Consider the following 23,529-nt stretch of genomic DNA (forward strand, 5'->3'; position numbering starts at 1 on the left):
CAGTTGTTCGTATTTGTACAACTGGTTTTTCATTTTGTCGAATGGAGAAAAAAACTAGTAGAGAATGTCAACAGTCAGGCGGTAAACGTTTACAGGTAGCGGATGTTTTTGTATAATAATATAAAAAACAAAAAATGGAGGTAACTATGAAAAAGCATAGCTATTTGTACTTAGCAGGTCTTGCGCTTGCTATGGCGACAAGTCCATGGGCTACAGTCAAGGCCAATACGGAACCTGTTTCACCAGAAACAGGCACCAGTCTTGAAGCTGTGAATGCACCGATTGCCAGTTCCACAGACTTATCTGCAACTCCAGCTAGTGAGGAGCTTAACACTGGTGAACAAGCTGTAGATGCAGAGACGCAAATCACTAGCATGATTGACGACATGTCTACACGGCAAAAAATCACGCAGATGTTGATGCCGGATTTTCGTAAGTGGCAGACGGAAGGTAGCGAAGTGGTGAGCGACCTGACGGTTGTTAATGAAGAAATTGCAGAAGCGATTGATGGGTACGATTTTGGTGGCGTTATCCTCTTTGCGGAAAACGTAAAGGAAACGGAACAAACCCTCAATCTTACACAGGATATGCAAGCAGCTGCAGTTGGAAATAAGGCTCAGAATGGGAATATCCCTCTCTTGATTGCTATTGACCAGGAAGGGGGAATTGTTTATCGTCTGGGTTCAGGTACGGCCCTACCAGGGAATATGGCATTGGGTGCCACCCGTGATCCAGAGTTAGCTAGACAGGCTGGTGAGATTATCGGTAGGGAATTATCTGCTTTGGGTGTCAATGTGGATTTTGCGCCGGTATTGGATACAAATAATAATCCTCAAAACCCTGTTATCGGTCTGCGTTCCTTCTCATCTAATCCTGAACTTGTTGCCTCCCTAGGAATTCCTTTGATGCAGGGAATTCAGGCCCATAATGTGGCTGTAGCAGCTAAGCATTTCCCAGGCCATGGGGACACCGCAACCGACTCTCATACAGGTCTTCCTCTGGTAGATAAGTCAATGGAAGAATTGGCAGCCTTAGAATTAGCTCCGTTTAAAGCTGCTATGGATGGCGGAGTGGACATGATTATGACAGCTCATATCCAATACCCACAGATTGAGAAAGATACCTATGTTTCTAAAAAATCTGGCGAAGAAATTCATATTCCTGCTACCCTGTCTGATGATATTTTGACAGGCATTGTCCGCAATCAGTATGGCTATGATGGAATTATTGTTACGGATGCTATGGGTATGGACGCCATTTCTCAAAACTTTGGGGAATCCGAAGCAGCGATCATGGCCATACAAGCAGGTGTGGATATTGTCTTGATGCCAACAGTTTTGAGAAACAAGCTTGATTTAGCTAAAATCGATGCTATTATTGATGACATCGAAGCTGCAGTGGCGCAGGGACACATTACAGAAGGCATGCTGGATGATTCTGTTCGACGGATTTTACGTTTGAAAGCAAAACGCGGCGTATTGGACTTTGACTTGGCGGCAAGAACTGCAGAGGCAGCCAACCAGGCGGTAGGATCTGATTTGAATAGAGACCTGGAAAGACAAATTGCCGCCAGCGCGGTAACGGTGGTTAAGAACGATGATACTATCTTGCCATTTAAGTTGACTGCTGGTGACCATGTCTTATTATTGGGTGCCTATAATAACGAACTTCCTGGCCTTGATTTGGGAATGAGACGCTTGCAGGCGGATGGTGTTATACCAGCAGATGTTACATTTGAAACTGTCAGATACAATGCGGAATCTAGTTCGGAAAGCTTGAAAGAAAGTTTAGACAAAGCGAGTCATATTATCCTTGTGTCGGAAATTGGACGTGAATCTCATTTGGCTAGTGACCATTGGTTGACCAGGGTTCCTACTGAGGTTGTAGATTACGCTAATAGCCAAGGTAAGCTAGTTGTTGTCATGAGTATTTCCAAACCTTATGATGTTGCTAACTATCCAGCTGCTAAGGCAATTGTAGCAGTCTATGGTAACAAGGGAATGGATCCAACGGAGGCTCTCCGACCAGATAATGCGTTCGGTCCAAATATTCCAGCTGGGGTAGAAGTTATCTTTGCCGGCCTACCACACAAGGGTAGCTTGCCTGTAGACATACCTCTGATTAAGGATGGATTGCTCAGTACAGACCAGGTTGCCTACCCAATTGGTTTTGGATTGAGTTATGATGAGCCGGCCAAAGGCATTTTAGCCGTTCTGCCGGAAGCAGCTAAAATTGGTCAGGAATTCCCTGTGACACTAGAGTTGGGCGATCTCAAAGGCATTGAAAAAGGTACTTACCAAATTCGTTTACACTTTGATCCGGCTCTAGTAGATGGAGTTCTTTCAGAGGGAATCAAGCTTGAAGGGAATACCTTTGTGGTTGAAAAAGAAGCTGGTGATTTATCATCTATTGCATTGAGTCTCAAGGCTAAGACAAGTGGGTCAGTTGCACCGATTCTATTTGTGGAGCTGGTTGACCAGCTTGGACGAATCTTTAGCCTGGGGCAAGCAGCTTATCAAGGGCTGACGGTTTTAGTTACTTCTGATAGCAAGGTGGTTACAACGACTCCGATAGATAAAGACGTTAAGGACCAGACGGCCGAATCTAACAAGGACTCAAACAAGGACGAGGTTTCTACTGAGTCTACTGTTTCTGCTGAGGAAGAAAGCAAGAAAATGGAAACTACAACAACTCAACCAGTCCTGCCAAATACTGGTGACAGTCAAAATATTTCCTTCTTGTTGCTAGGTTTGACCGGCTTGGCATCCTTGGCTGCTTTGAAAAAGAAAAGAAGCTGAGCTTATCAGAAAGGCAGTGAAGTCTGATATCACTCCTTGAAAGTAAAATGCTCAAGGTGTAATAAGGACAAACATCGTTTCGGTGTTTGTCTTTTTTAGGGCTCACGACACAAGAAAACCCAGTGCCTATACACTGGGTTGAATAGAGAGAATGGGTTGATCACCGTTTGGCCATTGAAACAAAGGTAACCTTGTCTGGTCGGTAGGTGATGGTGCCGTACTGGAAGGGACTGCCGTCTGCTAAATAGGTGGTACTGGTAACAGAGACCACCATGTCGTAGCCTGCCAGGTCTAGCAGGCTTTTTTCTTCTTCTGTCGCAAAGCGGAAGGAGATTTCTCGGCGGGAATGGGAAATTTCTAAGCCAAGGTCGTTTTCCAAATACTGATAAATGGAGCTCTCAGCGATTTCCTTGCTGAGATAGGGAACAATCCTGCGGTCAAAGTAGGAAATCTCATACTCTAATCGCTCACCGTCAATGGTCCGAACGCGGCTAACACGGTAGAGATCCGTTTTTTCATCCACTTCCAATTCCTTCATGGCCTCTGGCTGACCTTGGACAATATAGAGGTTGGTCAATTCGGTCTGGACTTGATGATGGGCAGAGCGGTTGAGTTCACTAACGGTCTTCAATTCGGACACAAATGGTTTTCTAACGAGGTTATGGTCCAAAATAATCGAGTTTCGTCCCTGACGTTTTTGGATATAGCCGTCCATTTCCAACAGAGATAGTGCCTTGCGGATGGTGTCCTTGGAATAGGAATAAATCTCCATCAGTTCATTTTCTGTAGGCATCTCTTGATTGGCCTGCCAGATATTTTGTTCGATTTTTTCCTTGATGTCAGTATAGACTTTCTTGTATTTACTCATTGGGGTAACTTCCTAGCTTGCTATTTACCGCTAGTATATCATAAAAAATGCCAAAGGTCAGTATTCTAAGTCTAGACAAACTTTTACGGAAGACTGCAAAAATTATTCCGTAAAACTATTGACACTTGAAAACGTTTACGTTATAATAAGGCTACAAGTTGAAAAAGTTTTACGAAGTAAATAGAAAGGAGAGATATGAATTTACTAACAGTCAATGTTCATGCCTGGCTAGAAGATGACCAGCATGAGAAATTGGATATATTAGCTCAGACCATTGTCCAAAAGCAATACGATGTAATCGCTCTTCAGGAAGTCAATCAACTGATGACAAGTCCCTTGGTGACCAAAGACTTACGCCAAGACAATTATGGTTTGGTTTTGCTTGAAAAGCTGAAAGAGCTTGGAGTGACAGACTATTCTTATTTCTGGTCCAATTCCCATATTGGTTACGATAGATATGATGAAGGAATTGCCTTCTTGACTAAACTACCTGTCTATGAAGTAGATGCCTTCTACTGTAGTCAGCACAAAGAATTGACATCAATCCTTTCTCGCAAGATTATAGGATTGACGGTGGCATATGGGAATGAGTTGATAGATTTGTATTCCTGTCATATCAATCTTCCTGACAGTAAAGAAGAAAATCAGTTGGAGAATATTCGTTCGATTGTGGAACGGACAAGTTCGGGACGTTTGAAAATTCTAATGGGAGATTTCAATACGGATGCCCTGTCAAATCCACAAGCCTATCAAGCAATCAAGGACTTAGGTTTATATGATAGTTATGATTTGGCTGAGAAAAAGGATAGGGGAATCACCGTTGAAAAAGCCATTGATGGGTGGGCAGGTCATAGTCAGGAAAAACGTCTGGACTATGTGTTCTTAAATCAGAAAAGACAGGTTCAATCCAGTCGTGTGATTTTCAATGGAGATAATCTTCCCATTATTTCAGACCACTTTGGTGTGGAAGTTAACATTAGTATTTAATGGTCAACTGACCAAGAAAAATTTAGGAGAAACATATGAAAAAATTTCTTAGTTTCGAATTTTGGCAAAAATTCGGTAAATGTTTGATGGTAGTGATCGCCGTTATGCCGGCGGCAGGTCTGATGGTTTCTATCGGAAACTCGATTCCACTAATCAGTCCTGAATCAGAATTGCTCATTCGTATTGGGAATATCATTGCCCAAATCGGTTGGGGGATTATCGGAAACCTTCACTTGCTCTTTGCTTTGGCAATCGGTGGTAGCTGGGCTAAGGAAAAAGCTGGCGGTGCTTTCTCGGCAGGTCTTGCTTTTATCTTGATTAACTTGATTACAGGTCATTTCTTCGGTGTAACTACTGATATGTTGGCAGATGCGACTGCGACTGTTAGCACAGTCTTTGGGACAGAAATTCCAGTATCTGGATACTTTGTCAATATCCTTGGTCAGCCTGCTTTGAACATGGGTGTCTTTGTAGGGATTATTGCTGGTTTTGTTGGTGCGACTGCTTACAACAAATACTACAACTATCGCAAGTTGCCAGATGTATTGACCTTCTTTAACGGCAAACGCTTCGTACCATTTGTGGTTATCTATCGCTCAGTTCTTGTAGCGCTAGGATTAGCTATCTTTTGGCCAGTTGTTCAAACAGGAATCAATAGCTTTGGTAAATGGATTGCAAGCTCACAGGATACAGCACCAATTCTTGCACCTTTTGTTTATGGTACCTTGGAACGTTTGCTTCTTCCATTTGGTCTTCACCACATGTTGACCATTCCAATGAACTATACATCACTTGGTGGTACCTATGACATCTTGACAGGTGCACAAGCAGGTACACAAGTATTTGGACAAGATCCGCTCTGGTTGGCTTGGATTACAGACTTGATCAACCTCAAAGACGCTGGCGATATGGCTCAGTACAATGACTTGCTTGCTAATGTAACTCCTGCTCGCTTTAAAGTAGGTCAAATGATTGGTTCCTCTGGTATTCTCATGGGCTTGACCCTTGCTATGTACCGCAATGTTGATGAGGATAAGAAGAAAAAATATCGTGGTATGTTCCTTTCATCTGCTGCAGCTGTCTTTTTGACAGGTGTAACAGAACCAATTGAGTTTATGTTCATGTTTGCGGCAATGCCACTCTATGTAGTCTATGCATTTGTACAAGGTGCGGCTTTTGCGATGGCAGATATTGTCAATTTGCGTATGCACTCATTTGGTAATATCGAATTCCTTACACGTACACCGATGGCGATTAAAGCCGGTATTGGTATGGACGTTGTCAATTTTATCTGGGTAACAGCCCTCTTTGCAGTTGCAATGTACTTCATTGCCAACTTCATGATTCAAAAATTCAACCTAGCAACAGCTGGACGTAATGGTAACTATGATACAGAAACAACAGATGTGGTTTCAAATTCAAACGTAGATACTGCGGATGCTAGTTCACAAGTGGTACAAATCATCAACTTGCTTGGTGGTCGTGATAATATCGCAGATGTGGATGCTTGTATGACTCGTCTTCGCGTTAGTGTTAAAGATGTGGCACAGGTTGGAGATGAGAATGCTTGGAAACAGGCTGGTGCTATGGGCTTGATTATCAAAGACTCAGGTGTTCAAGCAGTCTACGGACCAAAAGCAGATGTTCTCAAATCAGACATTCAAGACTTACTAGAATCTGGCGTAGCCATCCCTCGTACGGAAATTGTTGCGACTGAAACAGTAGTTGAGGAATCACAATTTAAGGGTGTGGTCGAGGCAGTTTATGCTGTTGCTGAAGGGCAAGCCATTGCCATCACAGAAGTGAAGGATCCGGTCTTCTCACAAAAAATGATGGGCGACGGTTATGCAGTTGAGCCTAGCTCCGGCAATGTTTACGCACCAGTTTCAGGTATTGTAACCAGTGTCTTCCCAACTAAACACGCTGTCGGTATTTTGTCTGACAATGGTGTAGAAGTGTTAGTTCACGTTGGTTTAGACACAGTTGCACTAAACGGTGCTCCATTCTCAACTAAGGTAACAGATGGTCAGCGTGTGGAAGCAGGGGACTTGCTCCTTGTCGCAGATCTGGACGCCATTCGCTCAGCAGGACGTGAAACAACCATCGTCGTTGCCTTCACAAACACTGCTGAAATCAAATCTGTCAGCCTTGGAAATCTTGGACAGGTCAGTCAAGATAGCCAAGTTGCGACAGTTGAGTTGTAAGATAAAAAGACAAGTTCATGTGAGCTTGTCTTTTGTTTTTAAAAACTTCTCAATCCTTAGTAAATATGGTATAATAAAGCGATTTTATAAAATGTAGGAGGTTCCCCATGGGACGTAAATGGGCCAATATTGTAGCCAAGAAAACCGCAAAAGACGGTGCTAACTCAAAAGTTTACGCCAAATTTGGTGTTGAAATCTATGTAGCAGCGAAAAAGGGTGACCCAGATCCAGAAACAAACTCAGCGCTGAAATTTGTTATCGACCGTGCTAAGCAAGCGCAGGTTCCAAAACACATTATTGACAAGGCCATTGACAAGGCAAAAGGAAATACTGACGAAACCTTCGTGGAAGGTCGTTACGAAGGCTTTGGACCAAATGGTTCTATGATTATCGTCGATACTTTGACATCAAACGTAAACCGTACCGCAGCCAATGTTCGCTCTGCCTTTGGTAAAAACGGCGGTAACATGGGTGCGTCTGGTTCTGTATCCTTCATGTTTGATAAAAAAGGTGTGGTTGTCTTTGCAGGTGATGACGCAGATGCCATCTTCGAATTGCTCCTTGAAGCAGATGTCGAAGTCGATGACGTAGAAGCAGAAGACGGCACAATCACTGTTTATACAGCACCAACTGATTTGCACAAGGCAATCGTGGCACTGAAAGAATCAGGAATCCAAGAGTTTAATGTTACTGAACTGGAAATGATCCCACAATCAGAAGTATCACTTGACGGCGATGACCTCGCAACATTTGAAAAACTCTACGACGCCCTCGAAGACGACGAAGATGTACAAAAAATCTACACGAATGTAGATGGGTTCTAATAAAATTGGCAGTCCAGTGGACTGCCAATTTTATTAGAAGGCTGGAGATTGGAACTGCCGGCAGGCAGTTTTCTTTATACTCAAAAGTCCGGGGGACAGTTATTTTTATTAAAAGGTTGGAGATTGGAACTGCCGGCAGGCAGTTTTCTTTATGCTCAAAAGTCCGGGGGACAGTCATTTTTATTAAAAGGTTGGAAATGAGAACCAGCGGCAGCTGGTTTTCTTTATTTTCAGCTGTCCATAAGGACAATTACTGGCTTAAAAGGTTGGAAATTAGGATTGCTGGCAGGCAATCCTTTCTTTATCATTTCATGGTCTGTGGGACATATAAAATGACTAGAAAGTTGGAGATGAGAACCGCTGGTAGGCGGTTTTCTTTGTAGCTATTAGAATGTCCAGGGGAAGTTATTTTTATTAGAAGGTTGGAGATGCGAACCGCTGACAAGCGGTTTTCTTTGTCACTTCATAGTCCGGGGACAGTCATTTTTGTTAAAAGGTTAGAAATTGGAATTGTCTAGAGGCAGTTCTTTTTCTGCCCTTGTTTTTTTCAAAAAGAAAATCCCGCCTTCTCAGAAATAAGGCATGCCTATTTCCATTGGGCCAGGATTTGTTTGTGGTAATGGTGGAGCGGTCCGACCTTTTCTAGTAGGTAGGTCGCAGCAAGGCCGACCAGTAGACCAGACAGGATGCCGGTAATTGATAAAATCGGCAGGTAGTTTAAAACGTAGAAGGAACGAGCGATGCTGGCAAAGACAAGCAGCTGTCCCAGATTATGGAGCATGCCCCCCAGTATGGAGATGCCGATAGGGCTGACCCGTTTGGGTCCCAGTTGCTTTGAGGCGAGCATACCAAGATAGCTTAGGGTGACTCCAGCAAAACTGTAGAGAAAGGTAGAAAAAGTGCCGCCTAGAAAGGTAGCAATCAGCAGACGAAGGCCCACAACCTTTAAGCTGTCTTTGGTAGGAAGGGTGAAAATGGCAATCAAGCTAATGAGATTTCCCAGCCCTAGCTTGGCACCCGGCGCAAAGGCAAAAGGAGGAGTGATCAAGCGCTCAATGAGCGAAATGACCACAGCCTGAGCTGCCAGCATGGTGATAAAATTTAAGGTTTGTTGTTTCCGGTTCACCAGTTCTCGCCTCCTTTCAACCGATTGACTCGTGTCTATTCTTATCATTCTATCTTACTTTTTTTTTCTCAATCTGGCAAGCTTCCTCATAGATATTACTAGTTATTGAAATAGGGGCTTGAATTTGCTTCTATAAAAGTATATAATAATCTCATGTAAATCGTTTCTATTTTCACAAGGAGGACACACTGTGACGAAAAATATTGTGATTGTTGGTGCTGGTTATGCAGGGATTGCAGCAGCACGTTTGCTCGGAAAGACATTTAAAAAGGACTCGGATGTAACCGTTACCCTGATTGATAAGAATTCCTTCCATACCTATATGACAGAGCTCCATGAGGTGGCTGCTGGTCGTGTAGAACCTAATGCGATTAAGTATGATTTACAACGCATTTTTGCCAAGTATCCTAAGGTTGACTTGGTAACTGATAAGGTTTTGGAAATCGACTATGATAAGAAACAGGTCATTGCTGAGCACCAGACCTTGGACTTTGACTATCTCTTGCTGGCTATGGGGGGCGAGGCCAATGACTTCGGTGTTAAAGGTGTTAAAGAGCATGGATTCACCCTCTGGTCAATTGAAGCGGCAGAGCGCTTGCACGATCACATGGTGGATGCCTGCTACCGTGCCATGCGTGAGCATGATGAGGCAAAACGTCGCGCCCTCTTGACCTTCACTGTTATCGGTGCAGGTTTCACTGGTATTGAAATGATTGGTGAGCTTATTGACTGGGTACCGATCCTGGCACGTGAGTTCAAGCTTGATCCAAAAGAATTCTCGCTCAAGGTTGTTGAGGCAATGCCAAATATCTTGGCCATGGTGACTGAGAAAGAACAGGTTAAGGCTAAGAAATACCTTGAGAAAAAAGGTGTTGAATTGGTTCTTGGTGACGGTGTTGCTAGCGTACAAGAAGACAGCCTGACCCTGTCATCAGGTCGCCAAATTCCGACCTACACCTCTATCTGGACAGCCGGTGTTCAAGCCAACACAGACGCTGCAGAGTTTGGAATTGAACGTGCGCGTGCAGGACGTCTGGTTGCCAACGAGTACATGGAAGCAAAAGGCCGTGAGAACGTCTATGTTGCCGGTGACTTGGTTTACTTTGAAGAAAGCGAAGGCAAGCCAACACCGCAAATCGTACAGGCTGCTGAGCAGACAGGTCACACAGCTGCAAGCAATATCGTTGCAGCCATTAAGGGTGGCGAAAAACATGCCTACAAAGGCAAATACGACGGCTTCATGGTATCTATCGGTGCTCGTTATGGCGTAGCCTTCTTGATGGACAAGTACCACATGTCAGGTTTCCTGGCTATGGCTGTCAAACACATGGTCAACTTGCTCTACTTCTTTACCATCCGTAGCTTCTTCTACATGGGTGCCTATGTTCGTCATGAATTCTTTGATATTCAGAACAAGCGTAATATCTTCGGTGGGCATACTTCTGGTAAGGGCAATCTCCTTTGGTCTCTACCAATGCGCCTGCTCTACGGTTCAGTTTGGCTTTATGAGGGTGTGAAAAAGGCCTTTGGTCTTTTCGGTACGACTTCATGGTTCGGTGACCAAGTTGTCTTCCCATTCCCATGGTTGGCAGATCCTGTTTCTGGAGCATCGGCTGCAGAAGCTGTATCTGGAGCGTCTGAGGCAGTAGCAGAAATGGCAGATCCAATCTTTGGTCTCAGCTATGCTTATGGTGAAACGCCGATGACGGTCTTGGAATCAATGCCAGATTGGTTTGCGTCAATTATGGAATTTATGATGCCTAACCAAGAAGTTGCTCTCTTCATGCAGAAATTCATGACCATCACCGAAATCGGTATCGGTTTGGCTTTGATTGGTGGTGCCTTTGTATGGTTGGTATCTGCCATCACAGTTATGTTCGTTATCATGTTTAGCTTGTCTGGTATGTTCTACTGGGTTAACATCTGGTTCATCCCGGCGGCAATCTCGCTCATGAACGGTGCCGGTCGTGCCTTTGGTTTGGACTACTGGATTATGCCATGGTTGGGTCGCTTCCTTGATAAGCTCGTCTATGGTAGACCCAAGCATATTTATCGTAAGAATGACAAAAAATAAAGGACAAATAAGAACTAGTGGTACATGAAATTTGGAAGGCCTATCCTGAGGTTGAAGCTGGATTAGAGCAGGTCAAGGCTATCATCAAATCTGAGATGGTAGTCTTGCACCCTGATGTAAAAGAGAAAATTGATCAGTACATCGATGCTCCTGGTAAATACCTCAGGGCAGGTCTTTGCCTTTTTTTAGCCAGGGAGACAGAAGGCCAGATAGTTCCTGCCAAGCTCTATTTTGCTGCTCATCTGGAGGTTCTGCATTTGGCGACCCTCATTCATGATGATGTGATTGACCAGGCTGACTACCGTAGAGGTATCCAGGCTGCCCACATTCAATTTTCCAATCGTATTGCTATTTATGCAGGAGATTATCTCTTGGCCTATGCAGGTCGTCTCTTGGCCCAGGGGCTCCGGCAATTGGACCTTGAAGAAAAAGACGTTCACCTGGCTCACCATAAAATCGTCGAATGGATTTTGAGGGGGGAGCTGGAGCAACTCCTGAATGCCTATAATGTGAACATGACGCCAAGGGCTTATTTAAAGCAAATTCAAGGGAAAACGGCTAGTTTATTCGGATATGCCTATCAATTGGGCCTCTTCTATCCTGGACAGTCCTTGCGTCATGCACGCCAGGCCTATCGAGCAGGCCGTGATTTGGGAATGGCCTTTCAAATTCGTGATGATTTGATAGACTACAAACTAGATTTGTCAGAGTCTGGCAAGCCAGGCTTGCAGGATGTCCAAAATGGTATTTATACCCTTCCCCTGTTGCTAGCTTTACAAGACAATGAAGACCTGTCTGCTGATTTCGAGGAGTTGGTCAATGAATCTAGTCCTGAAAAGTTGACAGACTTACACCAAAAAATTCTAGCTACGTCTGCTCTTGAGCGGACGGAGATAATCCTAAACCAGTATCTGGACAGGTCCTCTAGGCATTTGAGAAAGCTTTCTCCACAGGCTGCAGACTCGGTAAACGCTTTTTTGGGTGATTTCTTTCACAAATATTTCTAAAAACACTAGACATTTTTGGAAAAAAGTTATATCATAATATAAGAAAAACAAATAATTCCAAAGGAGTATTTATATGAAATCAACAAAATGGATGTTGAAAAGTGTCTTGGTTCTTGGTGTAGCTCTTACTTTGGTAGCATGTGGTGCTAAAGAAGAAGCAGCAACAACAGCTTCTTCTGCTGAAATTGCAGCTTCTGAAGCAACTGCAACAGCAACTTGGAAAGATGGTACTTACAAAGCTGAGTCTGATTTCGATGAGCGCGGTTGGAAGTTTGTACATGAAATTACTATCAAGGATGGTAAAATCACTGCTTCAACAGCTGACTATGAAAATGCTGACGGTGCTTTGAAGTCTGAAGACGAAGAGTACAATAAAAACATGGAAGCAAAATCAGGTATCTCATCTAAAGATGCAACTGACAAGCTTGACGAAGAACTTCTTGCAGCTCAAAGCGCAGATGTAGAAGTTGTATCTGGTGCGACTCAGACTTCTGAAAACTTCAAGAAATCAGTTGAAGAGCTCTTGAAAGCTGCTGAAGAAGGAAATACTGAAACAGTAAAATTGACATTTGAATAATCTATTCAAAAACAAGAGGGAAACACGGTAGCCAGCCTACTGTGTTTTCTGTTTAGAGAGGATAATCTATGAAAAAAGCGCTAAGATGGCTCTGTTTGAGTCTTGTGCTGATTCTATTAGTCGCTTGTGGCAAGAAAGAAGAGGTTCTGCCTGTCATCAAAAGTCCCTTGACCCGTAGCGAAAGTCTGCTCCACACCGTGGTCCAGCTCAGTATCTACCATGAAGGTCAGGAAGAGGTCATGGATCGGGCTGTTGCCTATATCAAGGAAATGGAAGGTCTACTATCAACCAACCTTGAGGGAGCAGATGTCTACCGTATCAATCAAGCGGCTGGGAAAGAGCCGGTTGTCGTTGATGAGAGGACCTTTGAGGTTCTGGAAACTGCTATTGAGATGGGCAAGGAAAGCGACGGCCTCTTTGATGTATCTATTGGTGCCGTCAGCAATCTCTGGAAAATCGGAGATCCAGATGCCCGTAAGCCTTCGGACGAGGAAATCAAGGCAGCTCTGCCATTTATTGACTATAAAAAGATCCAGCTAGACAAGGAGAAAAAGACAGTCTTTATTGAGGAGGGGATGACCCTGGAGCTGGGGGCTATTTCCAAGGGCTATATTGCCGATAAAGTACGGGAACTCTTTGCCAGCAAAGGTATCACGACGGCTATCATCAATCTGGGTGGCAACGTAGTGGTTATGGGGGATTCGCCTTCTAGTCAAGATGGCTGGAATGTCGGCGTGCAAGACCCTGATGAAGTGCGTGGAGCTACCGTGGGCTCTGTCCCTGGCACTCACGATTCTGTCGTGACGTCCGGTATCTATGAGCGCTATGTCGAGGTGGATGGGGTTAAATACCACCATATCCTTGATCCCAAGACCGGTTATCCTGTGGAAAATGACATCTCTGGTGTTACAGTCTTTTCGCAATCGTCTATGCAGGGTGATGCCCTATCGACAACCCTCTTCCTTTTAGGAGTGGAAAAGGGGCTTGATTTTATCAATCAACAGGAAGGTGTCGAGGCTGTTTTCATTGATAAAGACCAGGGAGTTCATGTCAGTGATGGTTTAAAAGATTCATTTGAACTAAGCAACGAGGAGTATCATCTTGTCAACTAATAGTAAAAAAGGGCTAACCTTGCCCGTATTCCTAGAATTTGTAGAGCTCAAAACCAAGGTTGCCAGTGTCTTTCCTATGACCATCGGCATTCTTTGGGCTTTCTACCGCTACCAGACCTTCAATTGGCTCAACACCCTGCTCTTTGTACTGGCTGTCCTTAGCTTTGACATGTGCACAACTGCTATTAACAACAGCATGGATTTTCACAAGGCCAAGGACGAGGTCTATCGTCAAGAGAGCAATGTTATCGGAAAGTTTGCCCTTGATTTCAAGCAGATGATTGACATCGTCCTCGGTCTGCTGGTCTTTTCAAGCCTGGTTTCCCTTATCTTAGTTTGGCAGACCAGCTGGTTGCTCTTGCCTATGGGGGCTGTTTGTTTTTTGATTGGGATTTTCTACACCTTCGGTCCCATTCCGCTTTCCCGCATGCCGCTGGGCGAGGTGTTTTCTGGAGTGACCATGGGGTTGGGGATTTTCTTCCTAGCTGTCTTTATCCAGGCGCCTGACAGTCTTCTGCTTGCTCGTTTGGATGGGCAATGGCTGAGCTTGCAAGTTGATTGGATTAAGGTTTTGGAAATTCTCTTCATGTCCTTGCCCTTGGTGACCTTGATTGCCAATATCATGCTGGCCAATAACACCTGCGACCTGGAAGAGGATATCCGTAACCACCGCTATACCTTGGTCTATTATATCGGAAAGAAACATGCGCTCCAACTTTATTTTACTCTTGCTAGTCTGCCCTGGTTGCTCTGGTTGATTTATTGCCTGACAGGATTTTTGCCAATCTGGGCCTTGCTCGGTCTACTTGGAATCATTCCTGCCTACAAGAGTTTGAAGAGATTCCTGAAAAAGCAGGTTAAGGGAGAAACCTTTATCGAAGCTGTGAAAAGCTTTGTCCTCTTTGCAGCTATCTATGTCTTGTTTTTAGTAGTAGCCATTATCTTTTGGAGCTGGAAATAGTAAATGATAGAATCAGTCTTCGGGCTGATTCTTTTCTGCTTTTATATGCTATACTAGAAGAGAATTGAGGTGGATGGAATGTCACGAACACAAGAAGAACGCTTGATAGAACTATATGAAAAGGGAGTGCTAACCAAGGCAGAAGCACGGGCTCTGTTTTTGGAATTAGACCAACAGCCGGAATTTCTCTTGGAGGATGAAAAAGCTAAATTGAGCTTTAGTCTGACCAATCTCAAGGTATTTTCTTCCAATAAGCGCAAGCAAGAATATAGCTTTGACGGAATCGAATCTCTTTTTCTCAATATCCTAGCAGGGCGTTTGACCGTGACCCAATCCAAGACGGACCAGGTGGGCCTTGAGATTATCTATCAAGAAAATGCACCTGAGGAAAAACTCCCCCAGCTCTATCTGGAGAAAAAGGGTCTCTATTTTTCTAGTAGTCTGCCCTGCAAACTGACTATTAGCTTGCCTCAGCGCTGGATGTCAGTCTTTGACCTGGACCTGGGTCAGGCAGATGCCCGCTTGGATTACCTGCCTTTTGAAGACATTTCCATCCGAAGTTCGAAGGATAAAAAACAACAGGATATCCGTTTGAACACATGTGGTGGTTATGCCCAACATCTCTATGTCCAGCTGGATCAAGCACCCTTAATATTGCAGGCTGGAAAGGGGCAAGGAATTCAAGGAAAAATTGAATCGGAGACTGGACAAATTCGAGTCAATCGCCGGAAAAAGATCAGTCCCTACCGATTTGAGAAATCAGGCGATGATGTGCTCTATATCCGTGCTCAGACTGGTCAAAGTGCCTTTTATGTGAAAGGAATAAAAGATGTCGATTGAATTATATAAATGCAAACAGGGAAAAGTCTTAGCTGGTGTACTGGCTGGCCTAGCCCACAAGCTGGGCTGGGAAGTCTGGCTGGTTCGTGGCTTATTCTTAGCCAGTCTATTGATCGGTAGAGCTTCCTTGCTAACCTTGGTCCTCTATATAGCAGGTGCCTATTTTCTTCCCTACAAGGAAGAGCAGGATGCTGAGCGTTATGGAATGGGCCCACGAAAAATCAAGGATGCTGAAAAAATTCGGAAAAACTGGTTTTAAGAACAGAGTTTGGGAGCTTTCTTCCAAACTTTTTCTTATTTGTTACCAATTAGTGTTGCTTATGGTATAATATATTGAGAACCGTATTCACAGCTCGGTACCTGAGATAAGGCTTGTTTTTCTCGAAATACAGTCGGTATTGTAGCAAAAACGGCTTTGATGTGAGAAAACGATTTCTTATTTAAAGGTACCGTACTTGTGGATACAATTTCAGAAGCGAAAGAGAGGGAATGCATGACAGTATATGTAAAAGATTTGGTAGATAATCTGCGGATTGAGCCTGCGTATAGTACAGAAGAGTTGTTGCGCAAGGAAATTACAACAGCTGATATTACGCGTCCAGGCTTGGAGATGACGGGCTATTTTGACTATTACGCTCCAGAGCGGATTCAGCTCATGGGGATGAAGGAGTGGTCTTATATGATGGCCATGACAGCCCATAACCGCTATCAGGTCCTATCGCAGATGTTTCAGCCGGAAACGCCGGTGATTATCGTAGCCCGTGATTTGGAAATTCCTGAGGAGATGTACAAGGCGGCCAAGGAAAAGAAAATTGCGATCTGCCGTAGCAAGACAGCGACCAGTCGTTTGTCTGGGGAATTATCTTCTTTCCTAGATAGTCGTTTGGCCCAACGGACCAGTGTTCACGGAGTTCTCATGGATATTTATGGCATGGGTGTTCTCATCCAGGGAGATTCTGGTATCGGTAAGAGTGAAACTGGTTTGGAATTGGTTAAGCGTGGTCATCGCCTGGTAGCGGATGACCGTGTGGATATTTTTGCTAAGGATGATGTGACTCTGTGGGGTGAGCCAGCAGAAATTCTGCGCCACCTATTGGAAATCCGTGGGGTCGGTATCATTGATATTATGAGTCTCTATGGTGCGAGTGCCGTTAAGGATTCATCAGAGGTTCAGTTGGCGGTTTATCTGGAAAATTATGAAACAGGCAAGGTCTTTGACCGTCTGGGCAATTCAGGCGACACCATCGAGATTGCAGGTGTTGAAATTCCGCAAATCCGTATCCCTGTCAAAACTGGTCGAAACATCTCTGTCGTGATTGAAGCAGCTGCTATGAACTACCGTGCCAAGCAGATGGGCTTTGATGCGACCAAGATGTTTGAAGAACGCTTGACCAACTTGATCGAAACAAACAAGGAAGAGGTCTAGTATGGGGCCAATTGCTATTCAATTAGGGCCTCTGGAGATCCGCTGGTATGCAATCTGTATTTTGACAGGCTTGATTCTAGGTGTGTATTTGGCATCGAAAGAGGCACCTAGAAAGAAAATTTCTTCAGATGATATCCTGGATTTTATCCTCTGGGCTTTTCCTATTTCAATCATCGGGGCTCGCATTTACTATGTCGTCTTTTCCTGGGACCAGTATAAGGACAACTTGCTGGATGTCATTGCCATTTGGAATGGTGGGATTGCTATCTATGGTGGTCTGATAACTGGTGCCTTGGTCCTCTATTTCTTTACCAGATACCGGTTTATCGAGACCCTGGACTTCCTGGATGTGGTAGCACCATCGGTTATGCTGGCACAGGCTATTGGCCGCTGGGGCAATTTCTTTAACCAGGAGGCCTATGGTGCAGAGGTAGCCAACTTGGACTACCTACCAAGCTTTATCCGAGACCAGATGTTTATCGATGGTGCCTATCGCCAGCCGACCTTCCTCTTTGAATCTGTCTGGAATATCCTTGGTTTTGCTCTCATCTGTGTCTTGCGCAGAAGACCGAAATTCCTCAAGCAGGGAGAAATCACCGCCTTTTACCTGATCTGGTATGGTTGCGGTCGTCTCTTGATTGAAGGCATGCGGACAGATAGTCTCATGTTCTTGGGCATTCGAGTGTCCCAATGGCTGTCGGGACTACTTATCCTAGTCGGTATCAGCATGGTCCTGGTGCGGAGAAGAAAATCCACAGTTCCCTATTATCAATCCTAAAAAGGAGAATATATGTTAATCGAAATTTCAGTATTGATCATTGCCTTGTCCATTGCGGCAGTGGCTATCTACCTGGTTTTGCTCTTGCAAAAAGTCGGCAAGGTGACAGATGAGGCCCAGCAAACCATTAAGGTCTTGACCAGTGATGTCAATGTGACCCTCTTTCAGGCCAATGAAATCCTAGCCAAGACCAATGTCCTGGTCGACGATGTCAATGGCAAGGTGTCAACTCTCGACCCGCTCTTTGTGGCAGTGGCAGACTTGTCGACTTCAGTGTCCGACCTCAATGCCTCGGCGCGTGATTTGACAGTCAAGGCCAAGTCAGCGGGCAAATCAACGGCTAAAGCAGGCGGAGCCCTCTCTGCCCTTACAACAGTATCATCTCTCTTAGGAAAGAAAGGAGCAAAAAATGGTAAAAAAATCTAGTATCGTCACAAGCCTCTTGCTGGGTGCAGCAGGTGGAGCGGCAGCAGCAGCTTTTCTGGCCACCAAAACAGGGAAGGCAGTAAAGGATAAGGTGGTTTCTTTTGCTAATGACTACAAGGAAAACCATGAAGAAATCAATGCCGACCTAGTCTCTAAGGCTCAGGATTTGGGCAAGCAAGCCACGGATAAATTTACAGAGGTCAAGTCTCAACTGGAAACAGGTGAATTGACGGTCGAGGACCTGGTGCAGACAGGCAAAGAGAAGTCTAAGGATTTGTTTGAATCAATCAAGTCTAAGACAGTCCATGCGCCAACAGTTGATGAAGAAGATGTCGAAGATGCAGTGATTGTGTCTGAAGATATTGAAATGGACATTGCGGACGTCGTAATAGAATCAGTTGTCGAAGCAGTTGAAGAAGACCAGACTTCGGAAACTGAACTCTAATCATAACATGAAAAATTGGGTAGAGCAGTCTATCTAATTTTTTTGTATAGGTTGAAGCATCAGAGTAGACAAAAACACCATGGTTTTCCATGGTGTTTGCCGATTTTTAGCGCTTGTTGGCAGAAATTTCGATCTTATAGTATTTCCAGTGTTTATAAGTCTCTACATATTCAATCACTTCATTGCTGCCACTCTTATGTGTAGTGCGGATTTGAAGAATGCTTGGTTCTTTTGCCTGAAGCTTCAACTGTTCCTTGACATCCTTAGGTGAAGGGAAAACAATTTCATTGGTTTCCACATAAGGTTCCTCAGACATGTGGATATTGAAGTCTAGCTTAAATCGTTGATAGAGCGATTGGAAATGCGAGAGATCTGCTTGAGGCTGTTGAATATATCGAGCAGGGATGTAAGACTGGTGGTAAATATAAGGTTGACCATCTGTTGTACGCACGCGAGAAATCTTGTAATAGAAGTCATTGCTATCCAATTGAAGCTTTTCAAGAATATGAGCTTCATTTCCTTTTTCACAACCCAGCACTGTGACAGTGTCGTTGCCGATAGGGAAAATCTCGATATCAGAAAACTCAACAAGCTTTCCTTTGCGAGAACGAGAAACGAAGGTTCCTTTACCCTGTTGGCGAACGAGGTAGCCGTCCTTAACCAATTCATTGACTGCACGGATAACAGTGATAGAACTTACGTTAAATAGCTTGGTTAACTCAGCCTCGGTGTAAAACTTATCGCCATTCTCAAATTTTCCTGAAATAATTTGCTGACGAAGATCGTTTTGAACTAATTGATACTTAGGTACTTTCATAGTAGGTTTCCTTTCTTTTTCCTAATACTTCCCTTTAACTTTCATTATACTAAATATCTTTAAAATTGAAAACTGGAAATGCTCAAAATTGCTCAAAAATGCACAAATTTCTTTCAAAAATAGGCTTTGAAAAAAATTTAAAAAATTTTACATTTTTTCAAAAAACTACTGGACATAACCAGTAATTTGTGTTAATATATTGATAACAAAGGGATGCAGTGACATCGGAGGCAAAATAAATGCAGAAATTTGAAATAAAGGATCAGTTCTATTTGGATCAGAAGTCTTTCAAAATTCTTTCTGGTGCAATTCATTATTTTCGGGTTCACCCTGATGATTGGTATCACTCTTTGTACAATTTAAAGGCCCTGGGTTTTAATACAGTTGAAACCTACGTCCCCTGGAACTGGCACGAGCCTCAGAAAGGTCAGTTCAACTACGAAGGAATCTTAGATATCGAACGATTTCTAAGCATTGCTCAGGATTTAGGGCTATATGCTATTGTTCGTCCTTCCCCCTATATTTGCGCAGAGTGGGAATGGGGAGGTCTCCCCGCTTGGTTGATGACGGAGGAGCTTCGGATACGTTCGCACGATGCAACTTATCTGAGGCATTTAGATGAATATTACGCTTCTCTTCTTCCGAAATTGGCCAAGCACCAACTCTCACAAGGTGGAAACATTCTCATGTTCCAAGTGGAAAATGAATATGGTTCCTACGGTGAGGACAAGGAATACCTGAGAGCAGTAGCAGATTTGATGAGAAAGCATGGCCTGACAGCTCCCTTTTTCACATCGGATGGTCCATGGAGAGCCACTCTGAGAGCTGGTACCCTGATAGACGATGATGTTTTGGTCACAGGAAACTTTGGTTCCAAGGCTGCAGAAAACTTTGCTATGATGCAAGATTTCTTCGATGAATACGATAAGAAGTGGCCACTCATGTGTATGGAATTTTGGGATGGATGGTTCAATCGCTGGGGAGATGAGATTATTCGCCGGGACCCAGATGAGCTTGCCCAGTCTGTCATGGATTGTATCCAGCTTGGGTCTATCAATCTTTACATGTTCCATGGAGGGACTAACTTCGGCTTTATGAACGGCTGTTCGGCCCGGGGTCAGATTGATTTACCACAGGTAACTTCCTATGACTACGATGCCATCTTGGATGAGGCGGGGAATCCTACTAAGAAATTCTATGCTATTCAATCCTTGATGAAGGAAGCCTATCCAGAATTGAACTATGCTGAACCACTCATTAAAGCAGCCAAAGCCTACCCATCGGTGGAATTAGAGGCAAAAGTTAGTCTCTTTGGGACACTAGAAAATGTAAGCGGTTCCCTATCTAGCTTCTATCCACAAAATATGGAAGAGTTGGGTCAGAATACAGGCTACATTCTCTACCAGACTACCATTGAAAAGGATAAGGATGAGGCGGAACGGTTTAGAGTGATTGATGCGCGTGACAGGATACAGGTCTATGCAGATGGCCATCTGGTCACAACTCAGTATCAGACGGAAATCGGTGAGGATATTGAGCTGGATTTGCAGAATCAGCACACCGACATTTCAATCCTGGTCGAAAATATGGGACGTGTCAATTATGGTCACAAGCTAACCGCACCAACCCAGTCCAAAGGTATTGGTAGGGGCGCGATAGCTGATCTTCACTTTATCGGCAATTGGCAAACCTATCCTCTCCCCCTAGAATCTGTGGAAACGGTAGATTTTACCAAGGAGTGGAAGGAAGGGCAGCCAGCCTTTTACCGCTACCGATTTGAAGCGGATGAATTGGCGGATACCTACCTTGATATGACAGGGTTTGGTAAGGGTGTTGTATTTGTAAATAATGTTAATATCGGACGTTTTTGGGAAAAAGGCCCAATCCTTTATCTCTATATACCAAAAGGATACTTAAAGAAAGGAGAAAATGAAATAGTCGTCTTTGAGACGGAAGGAAGATATAGAGAGAAGATAAGCTTTTCACAAGAACCCATTTATAAAGAACTTTAGAAAAAAGGAGATTTAGTATGGCAATCATTGCTACACGTATTGACGGTCGTTTGATTCACGGTCAGGTTGCTAACCTGTGGACAACCAAATTGAATATTGGTCGTATCATGGTTATTGATGATGCTGTGGCTCAAAATGATATTGAAAAACAAGGTTTGAAATTGGCGGTTCCGCCGGGAGTAAAACTTTCTATTCTGCCAATTGAAAAAGCTGCGAACAACATCAAGGAAGGTAAGTACGATAGCCAACGTCTCTTGATTGTAGCACGTCGCCCTGAAAACTTCCTGCGCTTGGTTGAATATGGTGTAGAAATTCCTGAATTGAACGTAGGGAACATGTCTCAAACACCTGAAACGCGTTCAGTGACTCGTTCTATCAACGTGGTTGATAAGGATATCGCTGATTTTGATGCCTTGGTTGCCAAGGGAGTAAAATTGATTGCTCAAATGGTACCAGGTGATACACCTAAAGACTTTATGCCTTTGTTGGATAAAGTTCGTTAACATTCGGATATTTTTGAAAAATTTTAAAGGAGGAACACTATTATGCAATTCTGGCAAATAGTACTTTTAACGCTCTACTCTGCTTATCAGATTTGTGATGAGTTGACTATCGTATCGTCAGCAGGTTCACCAGTCTTTGCAGGGTTCATCTCAGGCTTGATCATGGGTGATATGGCCACTGGTCTTGCTATCGGTGCATCTCTTCAATTGATGGTACTCGGTGTTGGTACCTTCGGTGGTGCATCTCGTATCGACGCAACTTCAGGTGCGGTTCTTGCGACAGCTTTCTCTGTTTCACAAGGTATCGATCCAGAACTTGCGGTATCAACTATCGCGGTACCAGTAGCGGCACTTCTTGTTTATACTGATATTGCAGGTCGTTTCTCAACTACTTACTTCGCACACCGTGTGGATGCTGCGGTTGAAAAATTCGACTACAAAGCAATCGAGCGTAACTACCTTCTTGGTGCGATTCCATGGGCACTCTCTCGTGCACTTCCAGTCTTCTTGGCTCTCACTTTCGGTGGTGGCTTCGTTGAATCAATGGTTAACACTATCCAACAATACCAATGGGTTGCTGATGGTTTGACTCTCGCTGCTCGTATGCTTCCAGGTCTTGGATTTGCAATCTTGCTCCACTACCTTCCACTTAAACGTAACCTTCACTACTTGGCAATCGGTTTTGCCCTTACAGCTATGTTGACTGTTCTTTACGGTAACGTATCTGCTTTGGGTGGTGCTGTTGCAGGCATCGTTGGAACTCTTCCAGAAGATGCAGGTGTATCATTTGTTAACAACTTCAAAGGTTTGTCAATGATCGGTATTGCGATTATCGGTGCATTCCTTTCAGTATTGCACTACATCAATAGCCAAAAAGTAGCAGTGGTTGCTCCATCAAATTCAGAAAGTGGGGAAATTGACGATGACGAAATCTAATTACAAATTAACAAAAGAAGATTTTAATCAAATCAACAAACGTAGCTTGTTCACTTATCAATTGGGTTGGAACTACGAGCGGATGCAGGGTTCTGGTTACCTTTACATGATTTTGCCTCAATTGCGTAAAATGTATGGAGATGGAACTCCTGAATTGAAAGAAATGATGCAATTGCATACACAATTCTTCAACACTTCTCCATTCTTCCACACCATCATCACTGGTATTGACCTTGCCCTCGAAGAAAGCGACGGTGTTGCTTCTAAAGATGCGGTTAATGGTATCAAGACTGGTTTGATGGGACCATTTGCCCCTATCGGTGACTCTATCTTTGGTTCCTTGGTACCAGCTATCATGGGTACAATTGCAGCGACTTTTGCATCTGATGGGAACCCACTCGGTATCTTCCTCTGGGTTGCTGTAGCAGTTGTCTACGACATCTTCCGTTGGAAACAGTTGGAAGTTGCTTACAAAGAAGGTACTAAACTGATCACAACAATGCGCGATCGTTTGACTGCCCTTGTTGATGCAGCATCTGTAATGGGTGTCTTCATGATGGGTGCCTTGATTGCAACTATGATCAACTTTGAAGTATCTTGGACTCCAGCAATCGGTGAGAAAACAATTGATATCCAAGACTTGTTGAACTCAATCTTCCCACGTTTGGTTCCTGCAATCTTCACAGGCTTTGTCTTCTGGTTGTTGGGCCGCAAGGGTATGACTTCAACTAAGGCTATCTTGATTATCATTGTATTGGCACTTGCCTTCTCAGCGCTTGGTCGCTTCGCATTTGGTATGGGCGCTTAA

Annotated in this window: 22 protein-coding genes; 19 read left to right on the plus strand and 3 right to left on the minus strand. The window is 43.9% G+C overall.

Annotated features, from left to right (window positions below; genetic code table 11):
- Nucleotides 1-146: 146 nt before the first annotated feature.
- Nucleotides 147-2,798: an LPXTG cell wall anchor domain-containing protein gene (locus NQZ91_09580; protein ID UUM57572.1), complete on the plus strand. Its 2,652-nt coding sequence runs from the start codon at nt 147-149 to the stop codon at nt 2,796-2,798.
- Nucleotides 2,799-2,958: 160 nt separating this feature from the next.
- Here the strand turns inward: NQZ91_09580 and NQZ91_09585 are convergent, their stop codons facing one another.
- On the minus strand, nt 2,959-3,666 hold the full coding sequence (locus tag NQZ91_09585) for a UTRA domain-containing protein (protein ID UUM57573.1): 708 nt from the start codon (nt 3,664-3,666) through the stop codon (nt 2,959-2,961).
- Nucleotides 3,667-3,861: 195 nt separating this feature from the next.
- Between NQZ91_09585 and NQZ91_09590 the strand changes: the two genes are divergently transcribed.
- From NQZ91_09590 to NQZ91_09600, 3 genes are all read left to right on the plus strand, one after another.
- Nucleotides 3,862-4,653 carry an endonuclease/exonuclease/phosphatase family protein gene (locus NQZ91_09590; protein ID UUM57574.1) on the plus strand — a complete coding sequence of 264 codons (792 nt, stop codon included), beginning with the start codon at nt 3,862-3,864 and terminating at the stop codon, nt 4,651-4,653.
- A 35-nt stretch (nt 4,654-4,688) separates the two neighbouring features.
- Nucleotides 4,689-6,857: a PTS transporter subunit IIBC gene (locus NQZ91_09595; protein UUM57575.1), complete on the plus strand. Its 2,169-nt coding sequence runs from the start codon at nt 4,689-4,691 to the stop codon at nt 6,855-6,857.
- Nucleotides 6,858-6,964: 107 nt separating this feature from the next.
- On the plus strand, nt 6,965-7,681 hold the full coding sequence (locus NQZ91_09600) for a YebC/PmpR family DNA-binding transcriptional regulator (protein ID UUM57576.1): 717 nt from the start codon (nt 6,965-6,967) through the stop codon (nt 7,679-7,681).
- 586 nt (nt 7,682-8,267) lie between these two features.
- Here NQZ91_09600 and NQZ91_09605 read toward each other — a convergent pair.
- Entirely contained in the window at nt 8,268-8,771 is a 504-nt protein-coding gene (locus NQZ91_09605; protein ID UUM58855.1) for a Gx transporter family protein, read from the minus strand.
- A gap of 226 nt (nt 8,772-8,997) precedes the next feature.
- On the opposite strand from NQZ91_09605, the gene NQZ91_09610 reads away from it, so the two are divergent.
- The 11 genes from NQZ91_09610 to NQZ91_09660 all read left to right on the plus strand — a co-directional run bounded on the left by NQZ91_09610 (nt 8,998) and on the right by NQZ91_09660 (nt 18,453).
- Nucleotides 8,998-10,881 carry an NAD(P)/FAD-dependent oxidoreductase gene (locus NQZ91_09610; protein UUM57577.1) on the plus strand — a complete coding sequence of 628 codons (1,884 nt, stop codon included), beginning with the start codon at nt 8,998-9,000 and terminating at the stop codon, nt 10,879-10,881.
- A gap of 17 nt (nt 10,882-10,898) precedes the next feature.
- A complete protein-coding gene (locus NQZ91_09615) occupies nt 10,899-11,888 on the plus strand; it encodes a polyprenyl synthetase family protein (GenBank protein UUM57578.1) in 990 nt (329 codons plus the stop codon).
- A 73-nt stretch (nt 11,889-11,961) separates the two neighbouring features.
- Nucleotides 11,962-12,465: an FMN-binding protein gene (locus NQZ91_09620; protein ID UUM57579.1), complete on the plus strand. Its 504-nt coding sequence runs from the start codon at nt 11,962-11,964 to the stop codon at nt 12,463-12,465.
- A 68-nt stretch (nt 12,466-12,533) separates the two neighbouring features.
- Nucleotides 12,534-13,577, plus strand: coding sequence for an FAD:protein FMN transferase (locus NQZ91_09625; GenBank protein ID UUM57580.1), 1,044 nt, complete (start codon nt 12,534-12,536; stop codon nt 13,575-13,577).
- Nucleotides 13,567-14,538 (plus strand): 1,4-dihydroxy-2-naphthoate polyprenyltransferase, encoded by a 972-nt coding sequence (menA, locus tag NQZ91_09630; GenBank protein ID UUM57581.1) that lies wholly within the window; start codon nt 13,567-13,569, stop codon nt 14,536-14,538. The genes NQZ91_09625 and menA overlap by 11 nt, the downstream gene beginning before the upstream one ends.
- 78 nt (nt 14,539-14,616) lie before the next feature.
- A complete protein-coding gene (locus NQZ91_09635; GenBank protein UUM57582.1) occupies nt 14,617-15,378 on the plus strand; it encodes a hypothetical protein in 762 nt (253 codons plus the stop codon).
- Nucleotides 15,368-15,637, plus strand: coding sequence for a PspC domain-containing protein (locus tag NQZ91_09640; GenBank protein ID UUM57583.1), 270 nt, complete (start codon nt 15,368-15,370; stop codon nt 15,635-15,637). Before NQZ91_09635 ends, NQZ91_09640 begins: the two co-directional genes overlap by 11 nt.
- A 234-nt stretch (nt 15,638-15,871) precedes the next feature.
- On the plus strand, nt 15,872-16,804 hold the full coding sequence (gene hprK / locus NQZ91_09645; protein ID UUM57584.1) for an HPr(Ser) kinase/phosphatase: 933 nt from the start codon (nt 15,872-15,874) through the stop codon (nt 16,802-16,804).
- Nucleotide 16,805: 1 nt separating this feature from the next.
- Nucleotides 16,806-17,582 (plus strand): prolipoprotein diacylglyceryl transferase, encoded by a 777-nt coding sequence (lgt, locus tag NQZ91_09650; protein ID UUM57585.1) that lies wholly within the window; start codon nt 16,806-16,808, stop codon nt 17,580-17,582.
- A 12-nt stretch (nt 17,583-17,594) separates the two neighbouring features.
- Nucleotides 17,595-18,008 (plus strand): DUF948 domain-containing protein, encoded by a 414-nt coding sequence (locus NQZ91_09655; GenBank protein ID UUM57586.1) that lies wholly within the window; start codon nt 17,595-17,597, stop codon nt 18,006-18,008.
- On the plus strand, nt 17,992-18,453 hold the full coding sequence (locus tag NQZ91_09660) for a YtxH domain-containing protein (GenBank protein UUM57587.1): 462 nt from the start codon (nt 17,992-17,994) through the stop codon (nt 18,451-18,453). The genes NQZ91_09655 and NQZ91_09660 overlap by 17 nt, the downstream gene beginning before the upstream one ends.
- 106 nt (nt 18,454-18,559) lie before the next feature.
- On the opposite strand, the gene NQZ91_09665 is transcribed toward NQZ91_09660, so the two are convergent.
- Entirely contained in the window at nt 18,560-19,270 is a 711-nt protein-coding gene (locus tag NQZ91_09665; GenBank protein UUM57588.1) for a GntR family transcriptional regulator, read from the minus strand.
- Between the two features lie 239 nt (nt 19,271-19,509).
- Between NQZ91_09665 and NQZ91_09670 the strand changes: the two genes are divergently transcribed.
- From NQZ91_09670 to NQZ91_09685, 4 genes are read left to right on the plus strand one after another with little or no spacing between them, the layout of a single operon-like run.
- The gene (locus tag NQZ91_09670; protein UUM57589.1) at nt 19,510-21,282 is read left to right on the plus strand and encodes a beta-galactosidase; all 1,773 of its coding nucleotides are present in this window, start codon (nt 19,510-19,512) and stop codon (nt 21,280-21,282) included.
- 17 nt (nt 21,283-21,299) lie between these two features.
- Nucleotides 21,300-21,785: a PTS sugar transporter subunit IIB gene (locus tag NQZ91_09675; protein ID UUM57590.1), complete on the plus strand. Its 486-nt coding sequence runs from the start codon at nt 21,300-21,302 to the stop codon at nt 21,783-21,785.
- Nucleotides 21,786-21,824: 39 nt separating this feature from the next.
- Nucleotides 21,825-22,721, plus strand: coding sequence for a PTS mannose/fructose/sorbose/N-acetylgalactosamine transporter subunit IIC (locus NQZ91_09680; protein ID UUM58856.1), 897 nt, complete (start codon nt 21,825-21,827; stop codon nt 22,719-22,721).
- Complete coding sequence (locus NQZ91_09685; GenBank protein ID UUM57591.1) at nt 22,708-23,529, plus strand: PTS system mannose/fructose/sorbose family transporter subunit IID; 822 nt, start codon at nt 22,708-22,710, stop codon at nt 23,527-23,529. The genes NQZ91_09680 and NQZ91_09685 overlap by 14 nt, the downstream gene beginning before the upstream one ends.

Origin of the sequence: Streptococcus suis (assembly GCA_024583055.1) — a bacterium.
GTDB classification, from domain to species: Bacteria; Bacillota; Bacilli; order Lactobacillales; family Streptococcaceae; genus Streptococcus; species Streptococcus suis_V.

Excerpts from the sequence above, each read along its gene's own strand:
- NQZ91_09625 (UUM57580.1), top strand. The coding sequence starts at position 12,534 with ATGAAAAAAGCGCTAAGATGGCTCTGTTTGAGTCTTGTGCTGATTCTA.
- NQZ91_09675 (UUM57590.1), top strand. The coding sequence starts at position 21,300 with ATGGCAATCATTGCTACACGTATTGACGGTCGTTTGATTCACGGTCAG.
- NQZ91_09605 (UUM58855.1), bottom strand. The coding sequence starts at position 8,771 with ATGCTGGCAGCTCAGGCTGTGGTCATTTCGCTCATTGAGCGCTTGATC.
- lgt (UUM57585.1), top strand. The coding sequence starts at position 16,806 with ATGGGGCCAATTGCTATTCAATTAGGGCCTCTGGAGATCCGCTGGTAT.
- NQZ91_09665 (UUM57588.1), bottom strand. The coding sequence starts at position 19,270 with ATGAAAGTACCTAAGTATCAATTAGTTCAAAACGATCTTCGTCAGCAA.
- NQZ91_09655 (UUM57586.1), top strand. The coding sequence starts at position 17,595 with ATGTTAATCGAAATTTCAGTATTGATCATTGCCTTGTCCATTGCGGCA.
- NQZ91_09595 (UUM57575.1), top strand. The coding sequence starts at position 4,689 with ATGAAAAAATTTCTTAGTTTCGAATTTTGGCAAAAATTCGGTAAATGT.
- NQZ91_09640 (UUM57583.1), top strand. The coding sequence starts at position 15,368 with ATGTCGATTGAATTATATAAATGCAAACAGGGAAAAGTCTTAGCTGGT.
- NQZ91_09600 (UUM57576.1), top strand. The coding sequence starts at position 6,965 with ATGGGACGTAAATGGGCCAATATTGTAGCCAAGAAAACCGCAAAAGAC.
- NQZ91_09660 (UUM57587.1), top strand. The coding sequence starts at position 17,992 with ATGGTAAAAAAATCTAGTATCGTCACAAGCCTCTTGCTGGGTGCAGCA.
- hprK (UUM57584.1), top strand. The coding sequence starts at position 15,872 with ATGACAGTATATGTAAAAGATTTGGTAGATAATCTGCGGATTGAGCCT.
- NQZ91_09580 (UUM57572.1), top strand. The coding sequence starts at position 147 with ATGAAAAAGCATAGCTATTTGTACTTAGCAGGTCTTGCGCTTGCTATG.
- NQZ91_09635 (UUM57582.1), top strand. The coding sequence starts at position 14,617 with ATGTCACGAACACAAGAAGAACGCTTGATAGAACTATATGAAAAGGGA.
- NQZ91_09620 (UUM57579.1), top strand. The coding sequence starts at position 11,962 with ATGAAATCAACAAAATGGATGTTGAAAAGTGTCTTGGTTCTTGGTGTA.
- NQZ91_09685 (UUM57591.1), top strand. The coding sequence starts at position 22,708 with ATGACGAAATCTAATTACAAATTAACAAAAGAAGATTTTAATCAAATC.
- NQZ91_09585 (UUM57573.1), bottom strand. The coding sequence starts at position 3,666 with ATGAGTAAATACAAGAAAGTCTATACTGACATCAAGGAAAAAATCGAA.
- NQZ91_09590 (UUM57574.1), top strand. The coding sequence starts at position 3,862 with ATGAATTTACTAACAGTCAATGTTCATGCCTGGCTAGAAGATGACCAG.
- NQZ91_09670 (UUM57589.1), top strand. The coding sequence starts at position 19,510 with ATGCAGAAATTTGAAATAAAGGATCAGTTCTATTTGGATCAGAAGTCT.